This is a genomic window from Planctomycetota bacterium, assembly GCA_033763975.1.
GTDB lineage: Bacteria > Planctomycetota > Phycisphaerae > Phycisphaerales > UBA1924 > RI-211.
Genome location: JANRJM010000004.1, coordinates 15,207 through 37,564, shown reverse-complemented (window position 1 = coordinate 37,564; position 22,358 = coordinate 15,207). Strand labels below are relative to the sequence as shown.

Below are 22,358 nucleotides of genomic sequence, written 5' to 3'. Positions count from 1 at the left end.
GAGCGCGCTATGCGCGGTCGTCCGGCTCGGGCGCGAGGTCGTACGCCTCCCCGCCGCTGCCCGGGGCGATGTAGTTCCCCTGGGGTCGGGCGGGGCGGTGCCCGGCGACGGGCGCGGGTTGCGGCGCGTCGCGTGCCTGCCCACCCTCGATGCGCCGCACGATCGCGGCGCTCGACCGCCGGTCGCGGTCCATCGCGCGCGTCGAGTTCGCCCGCGCCCACTGGCACAGGAGCATGAACTGGATCAGCGGCACGACGATGAACCCCACGCACGCCAGGAACAGCCCGCCCGTGATCACGACCGCCGGTCCGATGATGATCATCCGGGCCGTGCCCCGCACCAGCGCCAGCGTGAACAGGAACAGGACGCCCACCGGCACGCTCGCGACCACGACGAACGGCACCGCGCGCAGGCGCGTCGCGAGCGACAGGTCGTTCGCCCAGTCCGCGAGCTGCGCGAAGTACAGCAGCGCCGCGATCATGCCCACGAGCGCGAGCACCAGCACCAGCAGGCCGAGCGCCACCAGCACCGTCGCACTCACGGGCGGCCCGGGAGCGATCACCGGCGCCCCAGCGCCCCCGCCCGCCGCCGCCGCCGCGGCCGCCGCGGCTTGTCGCACCGCGACCCCGTGCAGGACCGTCACCCCCGCGAACAGGATGGTGAACCCGCCCCCCCACATGAACTGCGACACGCGCGCGATCAGCCTGAGCCGTGCCCATTCGCGGACCGGATCGATCGGCGAGGGTGCGCCGAACTCACGCGGCCCGGTGACGTGGTACACCCCCGCCCCCCACGCGCCTGCCCCCAGCGCCGCCAGCCCGAGCGCCGCGAGCAGCAGGGGATTGCCCAGCGACGCCCCGATCGTGGCGAGCAGGCTCGCCACGCAGACGCCCGCGCCGATGATCGCGACGGTGCTCCACAGGGCGAGGCGATCGAGGTACGAGAGCGGCGCCTCGGTCATCCCGCCGCCCGCGTCGCGCCGGATGCGGATGGGCGTCCCGCATTCCGGGCAGCGGTCGCCGGGCTTCAGCCCGCGCAGGTTGTACCCGCAGCGCGCGCACGCGCGATCTTCGCCGATCACCATCGCGCCCGAGACCGCCGAAGGATTGCTGAACGGCGTGCGCACGCCACGCTCCTACCGGACCGCGACGGTCCCGGTTTCGCGCACGAAGTCGGTGCGGCCCATCGCGGCCTCGACGGCGTTGCGGAAGAGCCTTGCGCCCGGCGTCTGCCCGGCCCGGGCCGAGGGGCTCAGGCGTGTCCAGTACGGATGGCGGGTCCAGTCGAGGTAGCGTTCCGGGTGGGGCATCAGCGCGAACACGCGCCCCGAGGCGTCGCACACGCCCGCGACGCGCCCAGCCGAGCCGTTGTAGTTGTCGCGGTAGCGCAGCACCACCTGCCCGCGCCGCTCGAGCTCGCCCAGCGTCGCAGCGCTCTCGGTCACCAGGCGCCCCTCGCCGTGCGCCACGGGCAGCATCGCGACGTCGCGCGCCCACACCTCGTCGGGGAGCGTGAACGCGTCCTTCGCCCACGCGCAGCACGTGTCGGGCTCGACCTCGACGCCCACCCAGCGATCCGTGAAGCGCGCGTCGGTGTTGTCGACCAGCGACAGGCGCGGGCGGGGCGACGCGTCCGGCGGCCAGCGCTCGCCAACCCCTGGCCCCGGCAGCAGCCCGGCCTGCACCATCACCTGAAACCCGTTGCACACCCCGATGACGATCGCCCCGCGCTCCATCGCCTCGCGCAGCGGGCCGTACAGTTTCTCGCGCACGCGCATCGCCAGAATTCGCCCGGACGCGATGTCGTCCCCGTAGCTGAACCCCCCGGGGAAGCCGATAAGGTGCGCACGCTCCACCAGCGACGGGTCGCGCGCGATCGCGTCCACGTGCGCAAGGTCCACCTCGGCGCCGCCCAGCGCGAACGCGCGGCACAACTCCAGATCACAGTTCGTTCCGGCGGCTCGAACGACCAGGGCGCGGGGCATGCCCGATGGTAGCGGCACCCCGCGCACGCCGTGTCGATATCCTGACGCCATGCCCACCATCTTCCCATTCCGCGCGATCACGTACGCCGGAGTCCGCGACGTCTCGAACCTCGTCGCGCCGCCGTACGACGTCCTCGACAAGGGCGGCAAGCAGCGCCTGCTCGACAAGGACCCGCGCAACATCGTCGCCATCGATCTCCCGCACACCCCGGCGAAGGAACTCGGCCCGCCCGCGGCGTACGACGCCGCCGCCCGGGCGCTGCGCGACCTGCTCGGAAACGGCACGCTCCGCGCCGCCGACCAGCCCGTGATCTTCGCCTATCGCCAGACCTTCACGGGCCAGGACGGCGCCACGACCGTCCGTCGCACCGGCATGGCGTGCTGCGTCGAGACGGTGCCCTTCGGCCCGCGGGCGGGCGGCGGGGTGCTCCCGCACGAGGAGACCTTCAGCGGGCCCAAGGAAGATCGCATGGCCCTGATGAAGGCCACGCGCACGCAGCTCTCGCCCATCTTCGGCCTCCACGCCGACGAGCGCGGGCTCGCGACCGCGCTGCTCGCGACCGTCACCTCGTCTCGCGCGCCCGACACCACCGCCACCACCGACGACGCCACCCTGCACGAACTCTGGACCATCACCGATCAGCCCACCATCGAGGCGTACCGCGCGGCCCTCGCGGGCGAGGACGTCTTCATCGCCGACGGGCATCACCGCTACACCACCGGGCTCAACTACCTGCGGGGTCTGGAGGCCGCCGGCCCCGTCGGGCCCGATCACCCCGCCCGCCGGTGCATGATGGTGCTCGTGGGCATGCGCGACCCTGGGCTGGTCATCTGGCCGACGCACCGCGTGCTGGGCGGGATGGCGGGCTACTCGCTCGAGGCGTTCCTGGCGGCGGCCGGCGATCACGTGAAGGCCGAGCCGGTGGCGGGAGACCTGCACGCCGTGCACCGGGCGATGCACGAACGCACGGACCTGGGCGACGAGCGTTTCGCCCTGTGGGACTTCGCGCGTTCGCAGGGCCTGGTCGCGGCGCCCGCGCGGAGCGACGCGCTGGCGAAGCAGTTCCCGCACCGCCCCCGCGCGTGGCGCACGCTCAGCGTCGCGTTCGCGCAGTACGTGCTCGTCGAGGACATCTGCCAGGGCCGGCTCAACGGCGGCAAGCCCGTCAAGTGGGCGTTCCCGCACACGGTGCGCGAGGTCGAGGAAATTGGGCGAGGCCAGGAGACCGGCGCGGGGGGCGGGGCGGGGTTCGCGCAGCTCGCGGTGCTCGTGCGTCCCACGCCGCTCGAAGCGGTCCGTGAGGTGAGCCGCGCGAACGAACTCATGCCCCAGAAGAGCACGTTCTTCTATCCGAAGCTCGCGACAGGGCTCTTCATGAACCCCCTGGAGTAGCGCGCGGTTCCTCGTCCGGGCGGCCCCGCCGGGGCGCCATGTCGATCGGCGGCACGGGCTGGCCGGGGTTCGCGTGCTTCCAGTCCACGATCGGCCCGCTGTGCTCGCCCAGCCACGCGAGGAGCTGCTCCTTCGACCTGGGCGACCCGAGCCGCGACACTTCCTTCCCGTCGCGCAGCAGCACGAGCGTCGGGATCGACGTCACGCGCAGGCGCTCGGCCTCGGGCGGCGGGTTGTTCCGGTCTGTGAAGTCCGCCACCACCGCGTGCGTGTTCTCTCGCACCCACCGCTGCACGCCCGCATCGGCGAGCGCACCGCGCTTGAGCGCCTGGCACGGGCCGCACCATTCCGCCGTCGCGAACACCAGCACCGGCATGCCGGACGCTTCCGCGAGCACCTCGGCCTGCGCCAGCGAGGGCGCTTGCGCGAACACCTCGGGCATCTCGGTCGCGCGCCCCGAAAGCGCGGCGTACCCGACGAACGCCACCCCGGCCATCACCAGCATCCCCAACACGCGTCGTCGGCTCGCCATGTCCGCACTCCGTGCTCTGATCATCGGCCCGCGTACGCCCTCCCCGCACTGCTACCGGGGCCCGGCGTCCAGACGTTCCAGCAGCCGCTCGATGTACCGCCACGCGTTGAGTGTTGTTCGCAGGCGGGCGGCGTCGAGCGCCGGCTCGGCGAACAGCCCCCGCACGACGTCCGAGAATCGGGAACGCTCGGCCATGCCCCAGGCCCGCAGCCGCTCGACCTCGGCCCGGTCCCCCCGCGCCAGCGCCTCCTCGCCCTCCTCGCGCAGTGGCATGAACTCGGCGAGGAACCCGGCGGGCAGCGACTTGTCGCCCGGCGCGACGCCTCCCGCACGCAGGGCCAGCAGCACCTCGGCCCGCGCCAGGGGCGAGGCGAGCGTGGTCCGGGCGGCGTTCAGGGCCGACGACGCGTCGTGCGACTCGTCGCCCGCGAGATCCGGGTGCACCGCCGCGGCCCGCGCGAGATACGCCCGCTCGATCTCGTCGCGCGAGAGGTCGAACCGGGCGGGGAGCCCCAAGACCTTGAACGGGTCGGGCTGCACGGGACACGGTACCCCCGGGCGAGCGTCCGGGAATCGAGTACAGTGTCGGCGAACCCCGTGCCCGGAGAACCCACATGCTCGCCGCCCTGTGCCTCAGCGTTCTGGTGTGCGCCCAGCCGACCGACCTCACGCCCGTGGATCGTGCCGCGGGCTGGCGTGACTACACGGGCGCCGACGCGACCGCGCTGTGGCGTTCGTACCGCGGGGCGTCGTTCCCCGCGAAGGGCTGGGTGAGCGCCGCGGGCGAGCTGCGGCTGTCGAAGAACACCGGCGCGGGCGACATCGTCACCGTCGACCAGTTCCGCGATGTCGAGATGACGTTCGACTTCAAGATGGGCGAGAAGTCCAACTCGGGCATCATGTGGCGTGTGGCCGAGAAGCACGACACGCCCTGGCAGACCGGGCCCGAGTACCAGTTGCTCGACGACGCGGGCTTCGGCGCCAAGCCCACCGACGCGCATGCCGTCGGTGCGCTGTACGACCTGTACCCGCCCGCCGCCGCCAAAGTGGCGCGCCCCGCCGGCGAGTGGAACACGGGTCGTATCCGCTTGCGCAACGGCGTGGTGCAGCACTGGCTGAACGACGTGAAGGTCGTCGAGGCGACGATCTTCGACGACGCCGGGCGCCCCACGCCCGAATGGCTGGCGAAGATCGGGGTGGATGCCAAGGGCGCCGCCGTGGCCGAGGGCGGGAGCAAGTTCAAGGTGTACCCGGGCTTCGGCGTGCAGCCCGCCGGGCACATCGCGATCCAGGACCACGGCGACACCGACCTCGCGCTGCGGAACGTCCGCATCCGCGACCTGGCCGCCGCCCTCCCGGGCGAGGTCCGGCTGTTCAACGGCACGGACCTCACGGGCTGGGTCGGCGTCGCGCGCGACGAGGCGACCAAGACGGACGGGCCGGTCGACACCGGCACGCTCGCGAGCGTGCGCGACGGGGTCATCGTCATCAAGGGCCAGCCGATCGGGTATCTGCGCACGAAGGACACGTACACCAACTACGTGCTCCGCCTCGAGTGGCGCTTCGACCCGTCGAAGGGCGCGGGCAACTCGGGCGTGCTCGTGCGCATGGTGGGCGCCGACAAGGTCTGGCCCAAGAGCGTCGAGGCCCAGCTCCACAGCGGGAACGCGGGAGACTTCTGGAATATCGACAGTTTCACCATGACCACCGACCCGGCGCGCACCAAGGCGCGCAACACGAAGAAGTCGCACGGCGCGGAGCGTCCGCTGGGCGAGTGGAACGAGTACGAGATCATCGTGCACAGGGGCGACGTCGTGCTGAAGGTGAACGGCGAGGAGCTCAACCGGGCGACGAACGTCGAGCAGATCGCCGGGCACATCTGCCTGCAGAGCGAAGGGGCCGAGATCCACATCCGCAACGTGCGCCTGGCCCCGCTCCCGTGAGCGACAAGCCCGGCGCCGCACAGGAGGCGGCGCGATGACCAGCCACATCGGCATCGTGGGAGTCAGCCCAGAGGGGGCCGCGCTCTTTTACCAGCAGCTCACGCGGCACGCGGGGCGGCTGATGAGCCCGACCGAGCAGCCCCGCATCTCGGTGCACAACGAGCCCCTGCACTTCTACCTCGACGCCATCCGTCGCAACGACTGGCACGCGGTGGACCGTCTGCTGCGCCGCTCGGCGGACCTGCTGGCCCGGTGCGGGGCGCAGTTCTGCATCGCGCCCGACAACGCCGTCCAGCACGCCGTCCAGATGGCGGAGGTCAACAGCCCGATCCCGTGGCTGACGATGCCGGACCTGGTGGCGGCGGCGGTGGCCGCGGACGGACGCCGGTGCGTCGGGCTCATCGGCACGAAGTTGATCACGACGGCGTCGACCTACCAGACGCACCTGGGCCTCAAGGGGGTGCAGGTGCTTCCCCCCAAGAACGGCGACGACGACCTGCTCGACGAGGTGATCTTCGGCGAGCTGATCTACGGGCAGATCCGCCCGGAGAGCCGGCTGGCGGTGCTGAAGATCATCGCGTCGCTCGCCGACCGCGGGTGCGAGGCGGTGATCCTCGCGTGCAGCGAGGCCCCGCTGATGGTGACGCGCGACAACTCGCCCCTGCCGGTCTACGACGCGGCGGACATCCTGGCCGAGGCCTCGATCCGCCGGAGCATGACGCGTCGGGCGGAAGATCACCGCCCGGGCGCGCTGGCGTCGTAACGGTTCGCGAAGCGCGTGACGAACCTGCATCGCCGGCGGAACACCCGGTCATGCGACGCGAATGGTGACGCACCAGCGTTCGCCGGGAGGGAGCCCCGGCCGCCGAAAGCCGTTCGCAATGCGTTAGGACGGGAACCGGACTGGACGACACGCGTCGGAAGTCGGTATGCTGGTCGAGTGAGCGTGCGCGTGCTCGAACGATCGGCGTGAGCCGACGTCCGGCGCGACGCCTGCCCAAGGCGCGAACGCGCGGGGAGCACGCGAGCGGAGGGAGGACCCCTGCCGCGGCGCCGCACGCACGACACGTGGCCGATCGTCCCGCCGGAGGAGCCGGCCGACCGCGATCGCCGGAGATTTGTGGAGCCCGACATGAACAGCCGCGATGGTCGCTCGTTCCTTGCCCGCCGCTCGAATCCCGTTGTTCGTGAGCGCCGGCGCGCCCGCTCGCTCGCGGCGCGAGTGGGTCGAGCGCTCGGGCTCAGCGAGCAGCGTCCCGAGGCCGCCGGCGTCGACTCGCTCGAAGCCCGCACGATGCTCGAGGGTTCGTTCGCCACGGCGATCCTCGTGAACCTGGACGGCGGCGGGCGGGGGACCTCGGCCGGGGTCATCAACCCGGCGCAGGCCCCGACCGACAACGACTACTACCGGTTCGTGGCGCCCGCGTCCGACTTCGTCCGAATCCTCGCGGACACGGCGAACGAGTCGCCCGCGAGCACGCTGAACACCCGGGTCACCGTCTTCGACAGCACCTTTACGCAGGTGGCATCGGGCACGAACAACGGCATCCTGACGACCGGGCTGGCGACCGACGGCTGGGCGGGCTTCCATGCGACCTCGGGCGAGACGTACTACGTCGTGGTCTCCAGCGATTACGCGGGGCCGGCCCCGAACCTCACGACCGGCAACACCTTCACGCTCCGCATCTCGGCGCTGTCGAACACCTTCGCGACGGTCCCGGCCGCCTGGTCGGCGACGGCCGAGGGCGTGGCGATCGACCCCGCGACGCCCCCGCCCGCTCCGCTCTCGATCTGGCCGGTGGGCGGATCGCTGGGCGTGCGTCAGGACGACCAGGTGTGGACGTACACCGCGGCCCAGACGAGCCTGGTGACGCTGAACGCGCAGCACAACCGGTACAACCGCCCGTTCCTGCCGGGCAGCACGATCCCCGACCGCCTTGACACGCGCCTGGACGTGTACGACTCGGAGGGCGTGCTGCTGAACGCCGACAGCGACGCGGGGCGCATCAACGACGCGTTCACGACGTTCCTCGCGGAGCAGGGCGAGACGTACTTCATCCGCGTGCGCAGCGATGAGATCCGCCCGCGCAACGCCGGCGACCCCGCGTTCGACGTCACGCTCGCGACGGGCGACTTCTGGCTGGTGGCGGACACGGTCGTCGAGACGATCACGCTGAACTCGGTCACGCGCCGGGGGTCCGACACCGGGGCCTTCGTGGCGACGACCGCGCCGAACGTTCCCCCGCCCATCCCGCGCCCGACGTTCCAGACGCACTCGTACGGGTTCGAGGCCTCGGGCGACGGGCTGGCGATCATCACCGTCACGCCGACGGGCCTGGCGCCGGTGACGGACCCGGCGGTGCGCCTGTTCGACGACGCGGGCAACCTGGTCGCGTACAACGACAACTTCGCCGGGCTGGCGGCGCAGCTCCAGGTGAGCCTCGTGGGGGGCGAGCTGTACTACGTGGTGGTCGACGGGTTCGAGATCAACAGCGCCACGCAGTACATCATCAATGTCGAGGCGAACGTCACCAACGCCGCCGGCGACGACGACCACATCAACTCGCCGGTGCTCGGCGCGAACCCGACGCCCGAGCAGCGCGACGCCGCCCGGCGCATCGCGATGCTCGCGACGGGGCTGACGTTCAGCGGCCCCACGCCGGTGCTCGACGCGAACCAGAACCACATCCGCGACCGGGGCGTGCGGGCGATCGCGAGCGCGACGGGCCGCATCTACGACGCGAACGGGTCGGCGTCGGACGACACCGATCTTTTCCAGTTCACCGCGCCGACGGACATGCTGATCGACTACGCCGGCAACAACGACGACCAGGGCACGTCGCTCTTCGTCGGCGGGGCCTTCCAGGCGGGCAGCAACAACACCCCCTGGCTCACCACCTCGCGCACGCTGACGACCTGGGACGCGGCCGACTGGTGGTACACGGGCGCGCAGTTCTTCGACCAGGCGAACAACGTCACGTACGGGTTCAACGACAACCCCGACACCGCCGGCACCACCCGCGCCGAGATCTACGCCCTGCACGACTACGACCCCGGCACGCCCGGCACCGTGCCGACCGGCATGAGCCGTCGCTGGCTCGTCGTCGGCGGCGACTTCGACCTCGTGGTCCCCGGCCTGCTCGGGCCCGTGACGTTCAAGAACCTCGCCGTGTGGATCCAGGACTTCACGACCGGCCAGTGGGGCTGGGCAAGCCTGGGCGACGTCGACGGCCCGGTCCGCGCGCTCGCGTCGTTCATCCCTGAAGAGACCGTCCCGGGCCTCAACGACCCGGGGCTGGACGTCGACACGAACCGTCCGGAGATCGCCACCAACGCGGTGCCCTACCTCGCCGTGGGCGGCGAGTTCACGACGGTCGACGGGAACGCCGCGGCCAACCTCGCGACGTTCGACGTGGTCAACGGCTGGCTGCCCTTCGGCGCGGGGACCGACGGTCCCGTGTACGCGCTGACGGTTTATGACCCCGCGGACGCCGGCGAGGAGCGCGCCGGGCAGCCCGGCCCGCCCCCGGTCCCGCAGGTCAACGACAGCCGCGACATCCCGCCCTCGCTGTTCATCGGCGGCGACTTCAGCACGATCGACGGGCTGGCGGTGCAGAACCTCGCCTACTACGACGGGGCGTTCATCGACATGGTCTGGGGCGGCCCGGCGGCGGGCGTGCGCACCAACGCCGGGCCCAACGGGCCCGTGCGGGCGCTCACGACCTACGCCGGCTGGGACCCCGACGGGGCGGTCGGGCAGATCGAGGCCCCCGACACCGTGCTCATCATCGGCGGGGAGTTCACGTCCATCGCCGACGGCGAGGGCGGGAACACCCCCGCCGCGAACCTGGCGGCGTGGGGCTTCCTCGGCGCGGCGGCCGGCGGTTCGCGCGACACGCAGCTCGCGAACTTCAACCCGCGCCTCACCTGGGAGCAGGTGGACGCGGGCATCACGGCCCCGAACGCCAACGGCGATCCGGTCGGCGTGTACGCCCTCACGACGTGGGACCCGCCGGACATCAACAACACGACCATCGACCCGGTGCTGGTCGCGGGCGGCGCCTTCAACGCCGGCGGCCTGGACAATCTCGTCGCCTTCGCCGTCGATCCCGCCACCGACGCGCCCATCGGCTTCGGCTGGTTCAACGCCTCCGTGGGCACCAACGGCATCGTGCGCACGCTCACCACGCTCACCGACGCGCAGGAGCCGGGCATCGAAGCCGAGGACCTCAACTCCGGCGACCCGCAGCAGGTCCTCTACGTCGGCGGGGAGTTCACCGAAGTCACCAACGGCGACCTCAACGACCCGGTCCTCGCGGCGAACGTCGCGCAGTTCAGCGCGTTCCACGACGATTTCACGGGGCAGGACTTCTTCTACTTCACCTCGCTCGCCGGCGGCGTGGTGAACACCGATCAGACCATCCCCCCCACCGCGGTCTACGCGCTCTCGGGCTTCGACGACGGCAACCCCCTTGACTGGGACCGGCACGACCGCCCCGCCACCCGCATGGCGATCTCCGTCTCGCCCGCGAGCGGCTCGTTCGCCAACATGCGCGTCCGCGTGTACGACTCGAACTTCAACATCGTGTACGGCTTCGGGCGCCCGGGCAGCGAGACGATCGCCCCGCCCTTCCCCGATCCGGCCGGCATGATCGACCCCTCCCTCGCGGCGCCGGGCCTGGACACCCAGCTCGCCGGCATCACTCTCTGGGGCGGGGAGACCTACTACATCGAGGTCAGCAGCCTCGGCGGCGGCGACGACACGACCACCACGGACCGCGGCGGCACCGGGCGTTACACCCTCAGCGTCATCGTCGACGCGATGCCCGAGGACCTCAACGGCGACGGCGTGCGCGACGACCTCAACGCCCGCGTCTCGGAAGAGACCGACGAGGGCAACTTCACCTCCGCGCTCACCATCACCCTCCCGCTGGGCATCGGCGACAACACGAACTACCGCAACTCCGCCGCCCAGCCCCTCAAGGGCAACATCGCCCGCGTGCAGCAGGTGAACCCGTCCACGGGCAACTCGTTCAACTCGCGCGGCGACGTCGGCACCATCTCCGAGATCGACGACACCGACCTGTACTCGTTCCGCGCCCAGTTCACCGGCTTCGCCGAGATCCGCCTCTCCACCTCGACCATGACCGACGAGTACGGCGAGGCGTACGGCACGGCGTTCCGCGGGCTCGCGAAGCAGACGTTCAACATGTTCGACGGCGCGCTCCGCGTCTTCCGCAACGACTTCGAGCAGATCGCCTACAGCGACGACAACGCCGCCATCACGAGCGACTTCCAGGACGTGCAGTTCGGCGCGGTCGGCGTCTTCCGCTTCACCTCGCGCGATCCGCGCGTCGTCGTCCCGGTCATCGCCGGCAACACGTACTTCGTGCAGGTCGAGAGCGGCGCCCGCTTCGACGACGGCTCGTCCGCCGACCCCAACGCCCGCGTCGAGCGCATCGCGCGCGAGCTCGACATCCGCCAGACCACCGGCGGGTACCAGCTCCTCATCAACGCGATGCCCAACCAGATCAACGACATCGAGAACGGGCAGACCGTCTTCGACGACCACGCGAACTTCAGCGGCGCCGGCCAGAACCTCGCCACCCCGATCGGCATCGGCGATCTCTCCTCGGGCAGCGCCAACGGCACCGCCTCGTTCAGCGGGATCATCAACGACACCCCCTTCAACAACCCCGACGACCAGGACCTCTTCACGTTCATCGCGCCCGGCTCGGGCACGATGCGGATCGACGTCACCCGCGCCACGGGCTCCACGCTTAACCCGGCCGTGCTCCTCTTCCGCACCGCCGATCTCAACAACCCGGTCGCGACCGGCGTGCCGATCTCCGGGGGCGGGTCGCGCATCGACTTCGACGTGCAGAAGGGCGAGGAGTTCTACCTGCTCATCGCCGGCGAAGGCGGGACCGAGGGCGGGTACAACGTCGCGATCACCGGCGTGCCCGAGGTCGACGACTACGCCGACTTCGCCAAGCTCGAGGACGCGCAGACCATCATCCTCCGCGACTTCCTGGGCCTGGGACAGATCTCCGGCAGCATCGAGGAGGCCGGCGACACCGACCTCTTCCGCTTCTCGTTCGAGGACTTCTACAGCTCGCTCACGATCGACGTCACGGCGCTCGATCCCACGCTCGATCCGGTCGTGTCGGTCTACGAGGTGAGCGAAGACCCCAACGCGAACCCGATGCTGCTGCGGATCGCGAACAACGACAACTTCGCCACCGGCTCGACCACCGCGCGCGTGACGTTCCCGATCACCCCGGGGCGCGAGAAGGCGCCGCAGGGCGGCCCGGTCCGCCCGTACCCCTACTACTACGTCGTGGTGCAGGGGGCCAACCCCGCCGCCGACCGGGGCGCGTACACCGTCACGTTCAACTTCCCCGGCACCGACGACCACCCCGACGCGCAGCCCGAGGACGCGCCCACCCCCACCACCGTGGACACCGGCGAGTTCTCGTTCGCCACCCGCGTCGTCGTCGACACGGGCACGGGCCTGGGCAACGCCACCGGGTCGATCGAACGCATCGGCGACTCCGATCTCTTCCAGTTCACCGCGCCCGCCGGCGGGCCCTTCCAGGTCGTCGTGGGGCGCCCGGGCTCCAGCACGCTGCGCACACGCGTCTTCGTGACCGATTCGGCGGGCACCGTCATCGCGAGCGGCACTGGCCAGGACAGCCTCTTCATCACCACCTCGTCCGCGACCGGCACCGCCGTCCGCAACACGACCTACTTCATCTCCGTGCAGGGCTATGAGGACACGGGAACCCCGAACACCGTCACGACGGTGACCGGCGACTACTCGCTCAGCGTGATCGCCCCGCCGATCGACGATCATCCCAACGCCGGCGAGTTCACGCTCGCGACCGGCATGATCTTCAACACCGTGACCGGCGTCGCGCAGGTGGGCGGCAGCACGCCCAACGACCCGCTCAACCCGCGCCTGTCGCCCACGAACGACACCGACCTCTTCACGTTTGTCGCCATCCAGACCGGCGAGCAGCAGATCGTCATCACGCCCTTCCTCGCCGGGGGGAGCATCGCCCCGCGACTGACCGTCTTCAACGCCAGCGGCGTGCAGGTCGGCGAGGTCGCCGCTTCCGCCGCGCTCCAGTCGGTCTCCTTCACCGTGACCGCCGCCGCCGGCACCCGGTTCTACATCCTCGTCAGCGCGGTCACGGGCATCCCCGGCGGAACGCTCGCGGGCGAGTACAGCGTGCAGGTGAACGGCCCGGTTCCCCCGGGCGGCGGCGGCGACGACCCGGCCGAGATCGACTTCAACGCGCCGCTCACGGTCTCTCTGGACCCGCGCACGGGCGACGCCGGGCGCTTCGACCAGATCAGCCCGTCCGGCGATCGTGACCTCTTCACCTTCGTGACCACCGCCGCGGGGCGCGTGTTCGTGCAGGTGATCACGCCGCTGGGCTCGCTGCTCGACGCGTCGGTGCGCGTGGTGAACGCGGTGCCGGTGGACAGCAACGGCAACGGACGCTTCGACGACGACGAACTGGGTGCGGTCACGGTGGCCAACGGCTTCGACGCCGACGGCGTGCCGGGCGTCACCGCCTCCGTCACCTTCACGGGCAGCGCGAACACCCGCTACTGGGTGATCGTGGACGGGCTGGGCGAGTCGGTCGGCTCGTACGAGGTGCAGGTCAACACCCAGCCGCTCACCAACCGCGTCTTCTTCCCCGAGGGCTTCGCGAACACGAACATCCGCGAGTTCCTGTCGATCATCAACCCGAACAGCGCCGCCGCCAACTACACCGTCTACATCCGCTACGAGTGGGGCCAGCTCGAGACGATCATCTCGAGCGGGGTGGTGCAGCCGAACTCGCGCGACGGGCTCACCCTCATCGACGGGCCCTTCTACCAGACCCCCGGGCTCATCCTCGACACCCCGTACTCGATCATCCTGGAGTCCGACCTCCCGCTGGGCGCCACCCTGGCCCACTACGACTTCGGCTCGGCCGTGGGCGATTCCTTCACCGAGACGCTCTCGGCGACGTGGAACTTCGCCCGCGTCGAGCGCAACCCGGGCACGGCCCGCGACTTCATCGTTTTCTACAACCCCAACCCCTTTGACATCAACGTCACGCTCACCGCGTCGCAGAACGGGCAGAGCATCTCCGTCACGCAGCGCTTCGAGGGGCTGCGTCGCGGCGGGTTCTCCATCGATCAGCTCACGCAGTTCCCGCTGGGCACCTTCGGGCTGACGGTGACCGCCGCCGCCGCGAACCCCAGCGACCAGGGCGCGTTCGAGGGCATCGTCGCCTCGCTCTCGCACTACTCGATCTCGGGAGACGCCGCGTACTCGGTCCTGGGCACGCCCGTCACCGCCGACAACCCGCAGGGCGCCGCCCTCCGCGGGGTCATCACCAACATCGCGCAGGGCTCCACCGTTTCGTCCGAGGTCGTCTTCTTCAACCCGGGGAGCACCACCGCGACCGTCTCGCTCACGGGCTCGTACATCCGCCTCAACCTGCCGAGCTTCACCCGCACCATCGACATCGCCCCGCGCTCGCAGGTCGTGCTCTCCGCCGCCACGCTCGGGCTCGTCGCCGACCAGCCCGTCGGCCTGCGCTGGGTCTCCAGCGTGCCGATCAACGCCCTCGGCGGGCAGACGCAGTTCGGCGACGGCGAAGCCACCCAGCCCGCGACCGTCGCGGCACGTCAGTTCTACTTCGGCGATGCTTACATCAACGTCGAGGACGCCGGCCAGCTCTTCTTCGAGACCCTCTTCTTCCATAACCCCACCGCCCTCACCAACACCGTCAGCATCCGCCTGGTGTTCGTCGACGGCAGCGAGTCCACCTTCACCCAGACCATCGCCCCGCGCGGCTTCGCCGAGGTCAAGCTCCACGAGCGCCCCGAGATCGTCCAGCAGCGCGCCGGGCGTCAGTGGTTCGCCGTCGACACCTCCGCCCCGCTGCCCTTCATCGCCACCATGCAGCACTACGACCTGTTCCTGGGCGGCGGGTGGGCGACCAGCGGGCTGCCCTTCGGCATCACCACCTCGCTCAACCGCATCCCGTAGCCCTCAACACCCTCCCACAATGAACCACGCCCGCGGGTCGATCCCCGCGGGCGTTTTTCGTTGGCAGTTGGACCGCCCTGGAGGACGGGCCGCCGGCGCGATCGTCAGTTCGAAGGGGGTGCGTCGCCCGCGGGCGTCGCGGGCGCCTGCGGGCGCTCGACCGGGCCGCCCGCGCGCTCCCATTCCTCCAGCCCGCCGGGCATAAGGCGCACGCCCTCGTACCCGCCGGCGATGAGCCGCTTGGTCATCGCCTTGGCGGGCGCGCTGGCGGGGTTGTTGCCGTAGACGAGGATGACGTCGTGCGAGGCGAGGCGCTCGTCGAAGGGGGCGTCGGACGGAAAATCACTCAGGCGCAGGTTCCGCGCCCCGGGAATGTGGCCGGCGTTGAACTCCCGCGGGGACCGGGGATCGATGATCGCCAACGCACCAGAGTTTCCCGGGCGCGATGCGTCGTCGTAGATACGGCGTGCCTCGGCGATGGTCAGCGGCCGGATATCACGGTCGCTGACGCCCTCGCACCCGATCGCCGACCAAACAGAAAGCCCGGCGAACACCGCCATTCCCATGCGAGACAGGGCGAACGCCGATGAACGGACGGAACGGTTCACTCGTAGCATCATGGGGGAAGATTATCGGTGTCGTTCGGGCGACGCCGATCGAATTGGAGAACGCCGGCCGCCCGGATGCGTGCGATTGAGTCACCGAGCATCATCGTTCGTGCTGGGATCGTTGGTCACACTGACCGGCGGGGGCGGCGCGTCGGCGCAGCCGGGCGATGCGGGGTTCACGCTCGCGGCCCCGCGGGCAACCGCCCGTCTGGTCGCCGAGCACGCGGCGCTGCGGGCGGGTGAGACCGAGTACCTGGCGCTGACGTTCGAGATGGAGCCGGGCTGGCACATGTACTGGCGGTCGCACAACGCGACGGGCATGGGCCCGAAGGTCACCTGGACGCTGCCGAGCGGGTTCGCCGTGGGCGAGGGGCAGTGGCCCACGCCGCGGCGGCAGGTGCTGCCCGGCGACATCCTGGACCACATCTACGAGGACCGGCTGACGATCGTCTTTCCCGTGACGGTGCCGAAAGGGGCGGCGGGCACGACGGCGTCGCTGGCGGCTTCGGTGCGCTGGATGATCTGCTCGGACGAGTGCGTGCTGGAGCGTCAGGACGTGGCTCTGTCGGTCCCGCTCGAGGCCTCGGCGGAGTCGTCGCCGGGCGCGGGCCCGACGGCGCGTGCGCGCTCGGCGGACGCGTCGCTGTTCGACGACGCGCGTCGGGATCGGGCGCGCCCGTGGAGCGAGTCGCGGGGCGTCGTGGGTGTGCGCGCAACGCGCTCGGGCGGCACGGTGCGGGCCGAGTTCCACGCGCCGGGCGCGTCGGGGCTGGAGTTCATCCCGGACGACGCGTGCGCCACGCCGCGTGATCTGGTGGGCCAGGGCGGGGCGACGGGGGAAAAACTGGGCGTGGAGTTCGCGGCGGCACAGGCCGGCGCGACACGGATCGAGGGGATCGTGCGGGTCACGCACCCGTCGCGGGCGCCGGCCTCGTTCCGTGTGGAGCTCGAGGTGCCGGTGGAACGTGGGCCGTCGCCGGAGACATCCGGCGGTCGGTAGTTTTTCGCGAAGTCCGGGTGTGCCGGCTCGCAACACGATCGCGGCGTGGAACGGCCCGCGAAGGTGAGGAGTCCAGCAATGAGAATCGCGAGTGTGGTCGGCGGCGTGACGATCGGCGTGCTGTGCCTGGGCGGCGTGCCCGCGTTCGCGCAGGACGGCAGCCCGATGACGACGAAGCAGCCGGAGAAGACGAAAGAGAAGTCGTACGACCAGGACAAGAAGAAAGACAAGAAGGAGTCGAGCGACAAGATCAACGCGGGGTCGGTCGCGCCGGCCTTCGCCGCCCCTGACACCGACGGCAAGACGCACTCGCTGGCGGAGGCGACCAAGGAAGGCAAGATCGTCGTCCTCCAGTGGTTCAACGCCGGGTGCCCGTGGGTGAAGATGCACTACGGCGCGAAGGCGAACACCTTCAACGACCTGCACGCGAAGTACGCGTCGAAGGGCGTGCAGTTCTACGCGGTGGCGAGCAACGCGCCGGGCACGCAGGGCTCGGGCAAGGATTTCAACGCGAAGGCCAAGACCGACTGGAAGATGCCCTACCCGATCCTGCTGGACGAGTCGGGGACCATCGGCCGCTCGTACAACGCGGCGAACACCCCGCTGATGGTCATCATCGGCAAGGACGGCAAGGTTGCGTACTACGGCGCGATCGACGACGCGTCGGAGACCGACGCGCCGGGCAAGACGAACTACGTGGCCAAGGCGCTGGACGAGATGCTGGCCGGCACGAACGTCACCGTGCCCAGCACGAAGCCCTACGGCTGCTCGGTCAAGTACGCCGAGAAGCCGATGAAGGAGAAGACCTCGCCGACGGAGAAGACCAAGGACGGCGAGAAGAAGTAACCCGCACGCGCGAGGCGTGCTCGAGCAAGTGCGAGCCTGGGTGAGACGCCCGGGCTCGCGTTTTTCCCGAAGATGCCGCGTGCCGCCCCCGTACGATCGCCGGCGTGCGCGGTGCGTGGAGGTAGCGCGGATGGTGCTTGATTTTCTGCTCGTGGCGCTGGGCTTCTGCCTCATCGTGGTCGTGCACGAGCTGGGGCACTTCCTCGCCGCCAAGTGGGCCGGGATCCGCGTGCTGGCGTTCGCCGTGGGCTTCGGGCCGGCGGTGGCGTCGTACCGCAAGGGAGTCGGATTCCGGCTGGGGAGCGGCGAGGCGGATTACGCGGCGTCGCTGCGGAGCGCGGGCGGGTCGCTGCATTCCCCTCCCACGATCCTGCCGGGCATCAGCCCCACGGAGTACCGGCTGAACGCGCTCCCGCTGGGCGGGTACGTGAAGATGCTGGGGCAGGTGGACGCCGACCCCGGGCAGGTGAGCGACGCGCCGGACAGCTACCAGAACGCGCCGATCTGGAAGCGGATGATCGTGATCTCGGCGGGCGTCGTCGCGAACGTCATTCTGGCGGCCTGCCTGTTCGGGATCGTGTTCCTGGTCGGGCTGAACTCGCCCGCGCCGACGATCGGCTATGTGGAGCCGGGCTCGCCCGCGGCGTCGGCCCGTATCATCGACGCGACGGGGCACGACGTCGGTCCGGGGCTGCGCGCCGGCGACCGCGTGACGCGGATGGACGGCTGGCCCGTGCGCCACTTCCAGGACATCGCGTTCGCGAGCGCGCTCGCGAGCCCACGCGCGCCGGTGGACATCTCGTTCGTGCGCGATGGGGTTGCGATGCGCGCGGAGGCCACGCCCCGGATGGGAACGCGCAGCCGCATGCTCGAACTGGGCGTGGCGCCGACGTTCAGCACGCGTCTGGTAGACCCGAAGGCGTCGCGCGCGAGCGAGACCGTCCGGACCGTGCTGCGTGAACGTGGGCTGAACGCGGTCGAGCCCGGCATGACCCTCACGCGGGCGAACGGCCGCGACGTGCGCACGCTGCACGAGTTCGAGGCGCTGGTGCAGGCGTCGAACGGCGGGGCGATCGAGGTTGAGTTCCGCGGCGACGACGGCAGCACCGTGCGTGCGTCGCTGACGCCGCGACCGGAGATGGAGGTCGGGTACATCCCCGACGGGGAGGACGGGGTCGTCGGGGTTGAGCACCTGCTGGGCCTGACGCCGGTGCTGGCGGTGGCGGACGCGGCGCCGGAGGGCACAACGCACGCCGCGGCGGACAAGGGCTTTCAGGACGGGGATGTGATCGCGCGCGTGGGCGAGGCGGAGTATCCGACGCCGGCGGAAGGACGCCGGGCGATCCGGGCCCGGGCCGGTCGGACGGTGGACGTGATCGTGCTGCGGCGGAGCGACGACGGGACGTGGCGCGAGGTGTCGTTGCCGGATGTGCCCGTGAGCCGCGACGGCGGGATCGGGTTCATCATGGGCGACCGCGGGGACGTCAGCACGCTGGTGGGTCGGGCGCCTGAGGAGATTCGTCGGTCGCCGACCGGCGCGGACGGGTACACGCCGCCCGCGGCGGGGATCGTGCCGGCGCCGGGCGTGTCTGTGGTGGCGATCAACGACACGCCGACGCCGAACTTCACGGCCGTACGCGAGGCCCTGCGCGAGGCGACGCGGGGCACGTTCGAACGGGGCGAGGCGTCTACCGGCGAGAGCGCCACGGTGCGCGTGACGTTCCGCCATCCGGTGAACGGCGTGCCGGGCGCGGACGGGCGCACGGAGGTGGTCGAGTGGACGCTGCCGGCCGACGCGGTGCGCACGCTGCACACGCTGCGGTGGTCGTCGCCCCTGCCGCCGGGCCTGTTCGAACAGGAGATGGTCGTCGTGCGCGGCGACGGCCCGGTGGACGCGGTGGGCATCGGCCTGCACGAGACGCACCGCGTGATGCTCTCCACGTATCTCACGTTCGTGCGGATCGCGCAGGGGAGCGTGAAGGTCGAGCACCTGAAGGGCCCCGTGGGCATCGCCCACCTGGGCACGCTGGTGGCCGGGCGGGGGTTCGTGTGGCTGCTGTTCTTCCTGGCGCTGATCAGCATCAACCTGGCGGTGATCAACTTCCTCCCGCTGCCGATCGTGGACGGCGGGCAGTTCCTGTTCCTGCTGTACGAGCAGGTGCGCGGGCGCCCGGCGCCGATCGGGCTGCAGAACGCGCTGACGATCGCCGGGCTGGCGCTGATCGCGTCGGTGTTCCTGTTCGTCACGTTCAATGACGTGCGCAACCTGCTGGGCATGTGAGCGCGGGCGGTCGGTCATCAACCGGGGGGCGTCGGACGCGTGCTTGGCCTGGGTGTGCTGCTTGCGGTCGGGCTGGGGCTGGCGTGGCTGCTCGTCGCGGGCTGGACGATCGCGACGCTGGTGCGGCCGCCGCGTCGGACGTACGCGAGCGCGCTGGCGCGGGGCAGGCCGGGCGATCCGGGAGAACTCGCGCCCGGGCCGCGGGGCGTGCGCGCGTGGCGGTCGTGGACTGTCCGCTGGGGCGGGCTTGATCTGCCGGTGTGGGAGATCGATGGCGACGATCGGGAGGGCCCGGTGGTCGTGCTCACGCACGGCTGGGGCGACTCGCGCATCGGGGCGCTGACGCGGGCGCCGCACGTGCTGGGGCGGGCGTCGTCGGTGGTGATGTGGGACCTGCCCGGGCACGGCGAGGCGCCGGGGCGGTGCACGCTGGGCGAACGCGAGGTCGACGCGCTGCGCGCGGTGCTGGAGGCGCTGGCGTCGCGCGGGCCCGACGCGAGCCCCCCGGTCGTGCTCTTCGGATGGTCGCTGGGGGCGGGGGTGTCGATCGTCGCGGCGGGCGGGGGGCCAACGGGGAGCGCGCGCCGCACGCCGCGGATCGCGGGGGTGATCGCCGAGGCGCCGTACCGCCTGGTGTCGACGCCCGCGCGGGGAATGCTGGTGAGCATGGGGCTGCCCCACCGCGCGACGCTGGGCCCGGCGCTGTGGGCGGTGGGCGTCTGGTGCGGCGCGGGCGCCTCGTGGAAGGGGTTTGACAGGGCAGCGGCGGCGGCGCGGCTGGGCGTGCCCCTCCTGGTGATCCACGGCAGCGACGACGCCATCTGCCCCATCGCCGACGGGCGCGCGATCGCGGCGGCGGCCCCGCACGCGGAGTTCTGCGAAGTTCCCGGCGCGGGGCACAGCGGCATCTGGACCGAGGAATTTCGAGCGACGCTCGCCGCGGGCGCGGTCGGGCGATGGCTCGACATGCTCCGCTCCGGGTTCGTCCACGCGGACGGCGCGGGCGAGCGGCCCGGTCCACCCCCCTTACCCGGCCCGCCCGGCCCGGAAGGCCCGGGGGCGGCGTCTCCGTACCATGCCCCCGATGTCGAGACGCAGCACGGTTGACGCGGTGATGGCGGCGGAGCGGGCCGCGTCGTTCGCCACGCGCTCGCTGAAGGGCGCGACCAAGCGCGCCGGCCTGCGGCTGGCCCTGTCCATGATGGACCTGACAACGCTGGAGGGCAAGGACACGCCGGAGAAGGCGCGCGCCCTGTGCCGCAAGGCCGTGCGCCCGTGGGAACAGGACGAGGCGGTGCTGGGCGAGCGTCTGCCGAGCGCCGCGGCGGTGTGCGTGTACCCGTCGCTGGTGCCGGCGTGCGTCGACGCGCTGCGTGCCGCGCCCGGGGGCGAGCGCGTGAAGATCGCGTCGGTCGCGACGGGTTTTCCGAGCGGGCAGTACCCGCTCGAGGTGCGGCTGGAGGACGTGCGCCGGGCCGTGGCCGACGGGGCGCACGAGATCGACATGGTCATCAGCCGCGGTGCGTTCCTCGCGGGCGATCTGGAGACGGTCGGGTCGGAGATCGTGGCGACGAAGCGGGCCTGTCGTCGGGCCGACGGCACGGGCGCGTCGCTCAAGGTGATCCTGGAGACGGGCGAGTTGGAGACGCTGGACGCGGTGCGGCGGGCGAGCGATCTGGCGCTCGACGCGCTGGCGTCGGCGGAGGATGCGGACGCGGGCACGCACGCCGCGCCGGACTTCATCAAGACCAGCACCGGCAAGGTCACGCCCGCGGCGACCATGCCCGTCACGCTCGTGATGCTCGAGGCCATCCGCGCGCACTTCTTCCGCACCGGGCGGCTGGTCGGCATGAAGCCCGCGGGGGGCATCCGCAGCGCGAAGCAGGCGCTGCACTACCTCGTCATGGTGCGCGAGACGATGAACCTCGGCGTTCCGGGGTTTGAGCACGCGGGCGGGAACCCCTGGCTGACGCCCGAGTACTTCCGCTTCGGCGCCAGCGCCTTGTGCAACGACCTGCTGCGGCAGATCGCGCGCGGGGCGACCGGCTCGTACCACGCGGGGTACGACTTCAGCGAGGCGTAGGCCGGTCCGCAGGGTACAGTGGCGCCATGGCCGACTTTTCTGTACGAGGCTCGTTCGCCGATGCCCAGCGCGTGCTCGCCGCGCTGAGCGCCGATGCCCCGACGCTGGCGCGCATCGACGACGCGGGGGCGGCGCTGGCGCAGTGCATCCGCGCCGGGTCGAAGGTGCTGCTCTGCGGCAACGGGGGATCGCTGTGCGACGCCGCCCACTTCGCGGAGGAACTGACCGGGCGATTCCGGGCCGACCGGCGCCCGCTGCCCGCCATCGCCTGCGCGGACGCGGGGCACATCACGTGCACGGCCAACGACTACGGGTTCGAGAACGTCTTCTCGCGCTGGGTCGAGGCACTCGCCAAGCCCGGCGATGTGCTCGTCGTGCTCTCGACCAGCGGGAACTCGGCGAACATCATCCGGGCGGTCGAGACGGCCCGGGCGCTGCACCTTCCCACCATCGCGCTGCTGGGCAAGGGCGGCGGCAGGCTGGGCGGCCGCTGCACGCACGAGATCATCGTCCCCGGCGAGACGAGCGACCGCATCCAGGAACTGCACATGCTGATCCTGCACGCGTGGGTCGAAGCGATCGAGGCGTCGCTCGGCCCGCCCGCGTGAAAAGGGGCTTGACTGGTCTCGCCGT

At 71.3% G+C, this 22,358-nt stretch carries 15 protein-coding genes; 10 read left to right on the top strand and 5 right to left on the bottom strand.

Features of this window, described 5'->3' with window-relative positions; translation table 11 throughout:
- Positions 1-7: 7 nt before the first annotated feature.
- Both SFY69_03005 and SFY69_03000 read right to left on the bottom strand, forming a co-directional pair.
- Positions 8-1,126 carry a hypothetical protein gene (locus SFY69_03005; protein ID MDX2131006.1) on the bottom strand — a complete coding sequence of 373 codons (1,119 nt, stop codon included), beginning with the start codon at positions 1,124-1,126 and terminating at the stop codon, positions 8-10.
- A 9-nt stretch (positions 1,127-1,135) separates the two neighbouring features.
- The gene (locus tag SFY69_03000) at positions 1,136-1,984 is read right to left on the bottom strand and encodes a phosphoribosylformylglycinamidine synthase subunit PurQ (protein MDX2131005.1); all 849 of its coding nucleotides are present in this window, start codon (positions 1,982-1,984) and stop codon (positions 1,136-1,138) included.
- 49 nt (positions 1,985-2,033) lie between these two features.
- On the opposite strand from SFY69_03000, the gene SFY69_02995 reads away from it, so the two are divergent.
- Positions 2,034-3,377, top strand: coding sequence for a DUF1015 domain-containing protein (locus SFY69_02995; protein MDX2131004.1), 1,344 nt, complete (start codon positions 2,034-2,036; stop codon positions 3,375-3,377).
- Here SFY69_02995 and SFY69_02990 read toward each other — a convergent pair.
- Complete coding sequence (locus SFY69_02990; protein ID MDX2131003.1) at positions 3,358-3,909, bottom strand: thioredoxin family protein; 552 nt, start codon at positions 3,907-3,909, stop codon at positions 3,358-3,360. The two genes, SFY69_02995 and SFY69_02990, sit on opposite strands and share 20 nt — an antisense overlap.
- A 51-nt stretch (positions 3,910-3,960) precedes the next feature.
- Complete coding sequence (locus tag SFY69_02985) at positions 3,961-4,449, bottom strand: iron-sulfur cluster co-chaperone HscB C-terminal domain-containing protein (GenBank protein MDX2131002.1); 489 nt, start codon at positions 4,447-4,449, stop codon at positions 3,961-3,963.
- Positions 4,450-4,523: 74 nt separating this feature from the next.
- Between SFY69_02985 and SFY69_02980 the strand changes: the two genes are divergently transcribed.
- The 3 genes from SFY69_02980 (at position 4,524) to SFY69_02970 (ending at position 14,907) form a co-directional block, all read left to right on the top strand.
- Positions 4,524-5,852 carry a DUF1080 domain-containing protein gene (locus tag SFY69_02980; protein ID MDX2131001.1) on the top strand — a complete coding sequence of 443 codons (1,329 nt, stop codon included), beginning with the start codon at positions 4,524-4,526 and terminating at the stop codon, positions 5,850-5,852.
- Between the two features lie 34 nt (positions 5,853-5,886).
- A complete protein-coding gene (locus SFY69_02975; protein MDX2131000.1) occupies positions 5,887-6,615 on the top strand; it encodes an amino acid racemase in 729 nt (242 codons plus the stop codon).
- A gap of 369 nt (positions 6,616-6,984) precedes the next feature.
- Complete coding sequence (locus tag SFY69_02970) at positions 6,985-14,907, top strand: hypothetical protein (protein MDX2130999.1); 7,923 nt, start codon at positions 6,985-6,987, stop codon at positions 14,905-14,907.
- Positions 14,908-15,011: 104 nt separating this feature from the next.
- Here SFY69_02970 and SFY69_02965 read toward each other — a convergent pair whose 3' ends face one another.
- Positions 15,012-15,515, bottom strand: coding sequence for a rhodanese-like domain-containing protein (locus tag SFY69_02965; protein ID MDX2130998.1), 504 nt, complete (start codon positions 15,513-15,515; stop codon positions 15,012-15,014).
- A gap of 109 nt (positions 15,516-15,624) precedes the next feature.
- Here SFY69_02965 and SFY69_02960 point away from each other — a divergent pair, with 109 nt between their 5' ends.
- The 6 genes from SFY69_02960 (at position 15,625) to SFY69_02935 (ending at position 22,333) form a co-directional block, all read left to right on the top strand.
- A complete protein-coding gene (locus tag SFY69_02960) occupies positions 15,625-16,515 on the top strand; it encodes a protein-disulfide reductase DsbD family protein (GenBank protein MDX2130997.1) in 891 nt (296 codons plus the stop codon).
- 78 nt (positions 16,516-16,593) lie between these two features.
- Positions 16,594-17,361 (top strand): thioredoxin family protein, encoded by a 768-nt coding sequence (locus tag SFY69_02955; protein ID MDX2130996.1) that lies wholly within the window; start codon positions 16,594-16,596, stop codon positions 17,359-17,361.
- A 130-nt stretch (positions 17,362-17,491) separates the two neighbouring features.
- The gene (locus SFY69_02950; protein MDX2130995.1) at positions 17,492-19,642 is read left to right on the top strand and encodes a site-2 protease family protein; all 2,151 of its coding nucleotides are present in this window, start codon (positions 17,492-17,494) and stop codon (positions 19,640-19,642) included.
- Between the two features lie 39 nt (positions 19,643-19,681).
- Entirely contained in the window at positions 19,682-20,749 is a 1,068-nt protein-coding gene (locus SFY69_02945) for an alpha/beta hydrolase (protein ID MDX2130994.1), read from the top strand.
- Complete coding sequence (gene deoC, locus SFY69_02940; protein ID MDX2130993.1) at positions 20,727-21,725, top strand: deoxyribose-phosphate aldolase; 999 nt, start codon at positions 20,727-20,729, stop codon at positions 21,723-21,725. The genes SFY69_02945 and deoC overlap by 23 nt, the downstream gene beginning before the upstream one ends.
- A gap of 26 nt (positions 21,726-21,751) precedes the next feature.
- On the top strand, positions 21,752-22,333 hold the full coding sequence (locus SFY69_02935; protein MDX2130992.1) for an SIS domain-containing protein: 582 nt from the start codon (positions 21,752-21,754) through the stop codon (positions 22,331-22,333).
- Positions 22,334-22,358 lie beyond the last annotated feature (25 nt).

Coding starts and splice junctions, on each gene's coding strand:
- SFY69_02980 (MDX2131001.1), top strand. CDS start 4,524: ATGCTCGCCGCCCTGTGCCTCAGCGTTCTGGTGTGCGCCCAGCCGACC.
- SFY69_02950 (MDX2130995.1), top strand. CDS start 17,492: ATGGTGCTTGATTTTCTGCTCGTGGCGCTGGGCTTCTGCCTCATCGTG.
- SFY69_02935 (MDX2130992.1), top strand. CDS start 21,752: ATGGCCGACTTTTCTGTACGAGGCTCGTTCGCCGATGCCCAGCGCGTG.
- SFY69_02995 (MDX2131004.1), top strand. CDS start 2,034: ATGCCCACCATCTTCCCATTCCGCGCGATCACGTACGCCGGAGTCCGC.
- SFY69_02955 (MDX2130996.1), top strand. CDS start 16,594: ATGAGAATCGCGAGTGTGGTCGGCGGCGTGACGATCGGCGTGCTGTGC.
- SFY69_02975 (MDX2131000.1), top strand. CDS start 5,887: ATGACCAGCCACATCGGCATCGTGGGAGTCAGCCCAGAGGGGGCCGCG.
- SFY69_02970 (MDX2130999.1), top strand. CDS start 6,985: ATGAACAGCCGCGATGGTCGCTCGTTCCTTGCCCGCCGCTCGAATCCC.
- deoC (MDX2130993.1), top strand. CDS start 20,727: ATGTCGAGACGCAGCACGGTTGACGCGGTGATGGCGGCGGAGCGGGCC.
- SFY69_02990 (MDX2131003.1), bottom strand. CDS start 3,909: ATGGCGAGCCGACGACGCGTGTTGGGGATGCTGGTGATGGCCGGGGTG.
- SFY69_03000 (MDX2131005.1), bottom strand. CDS start 1,984: ATGCCCCGCGCCCTGGTCGTTCGAGCCGCCGGAACGAACTGTGATCTG.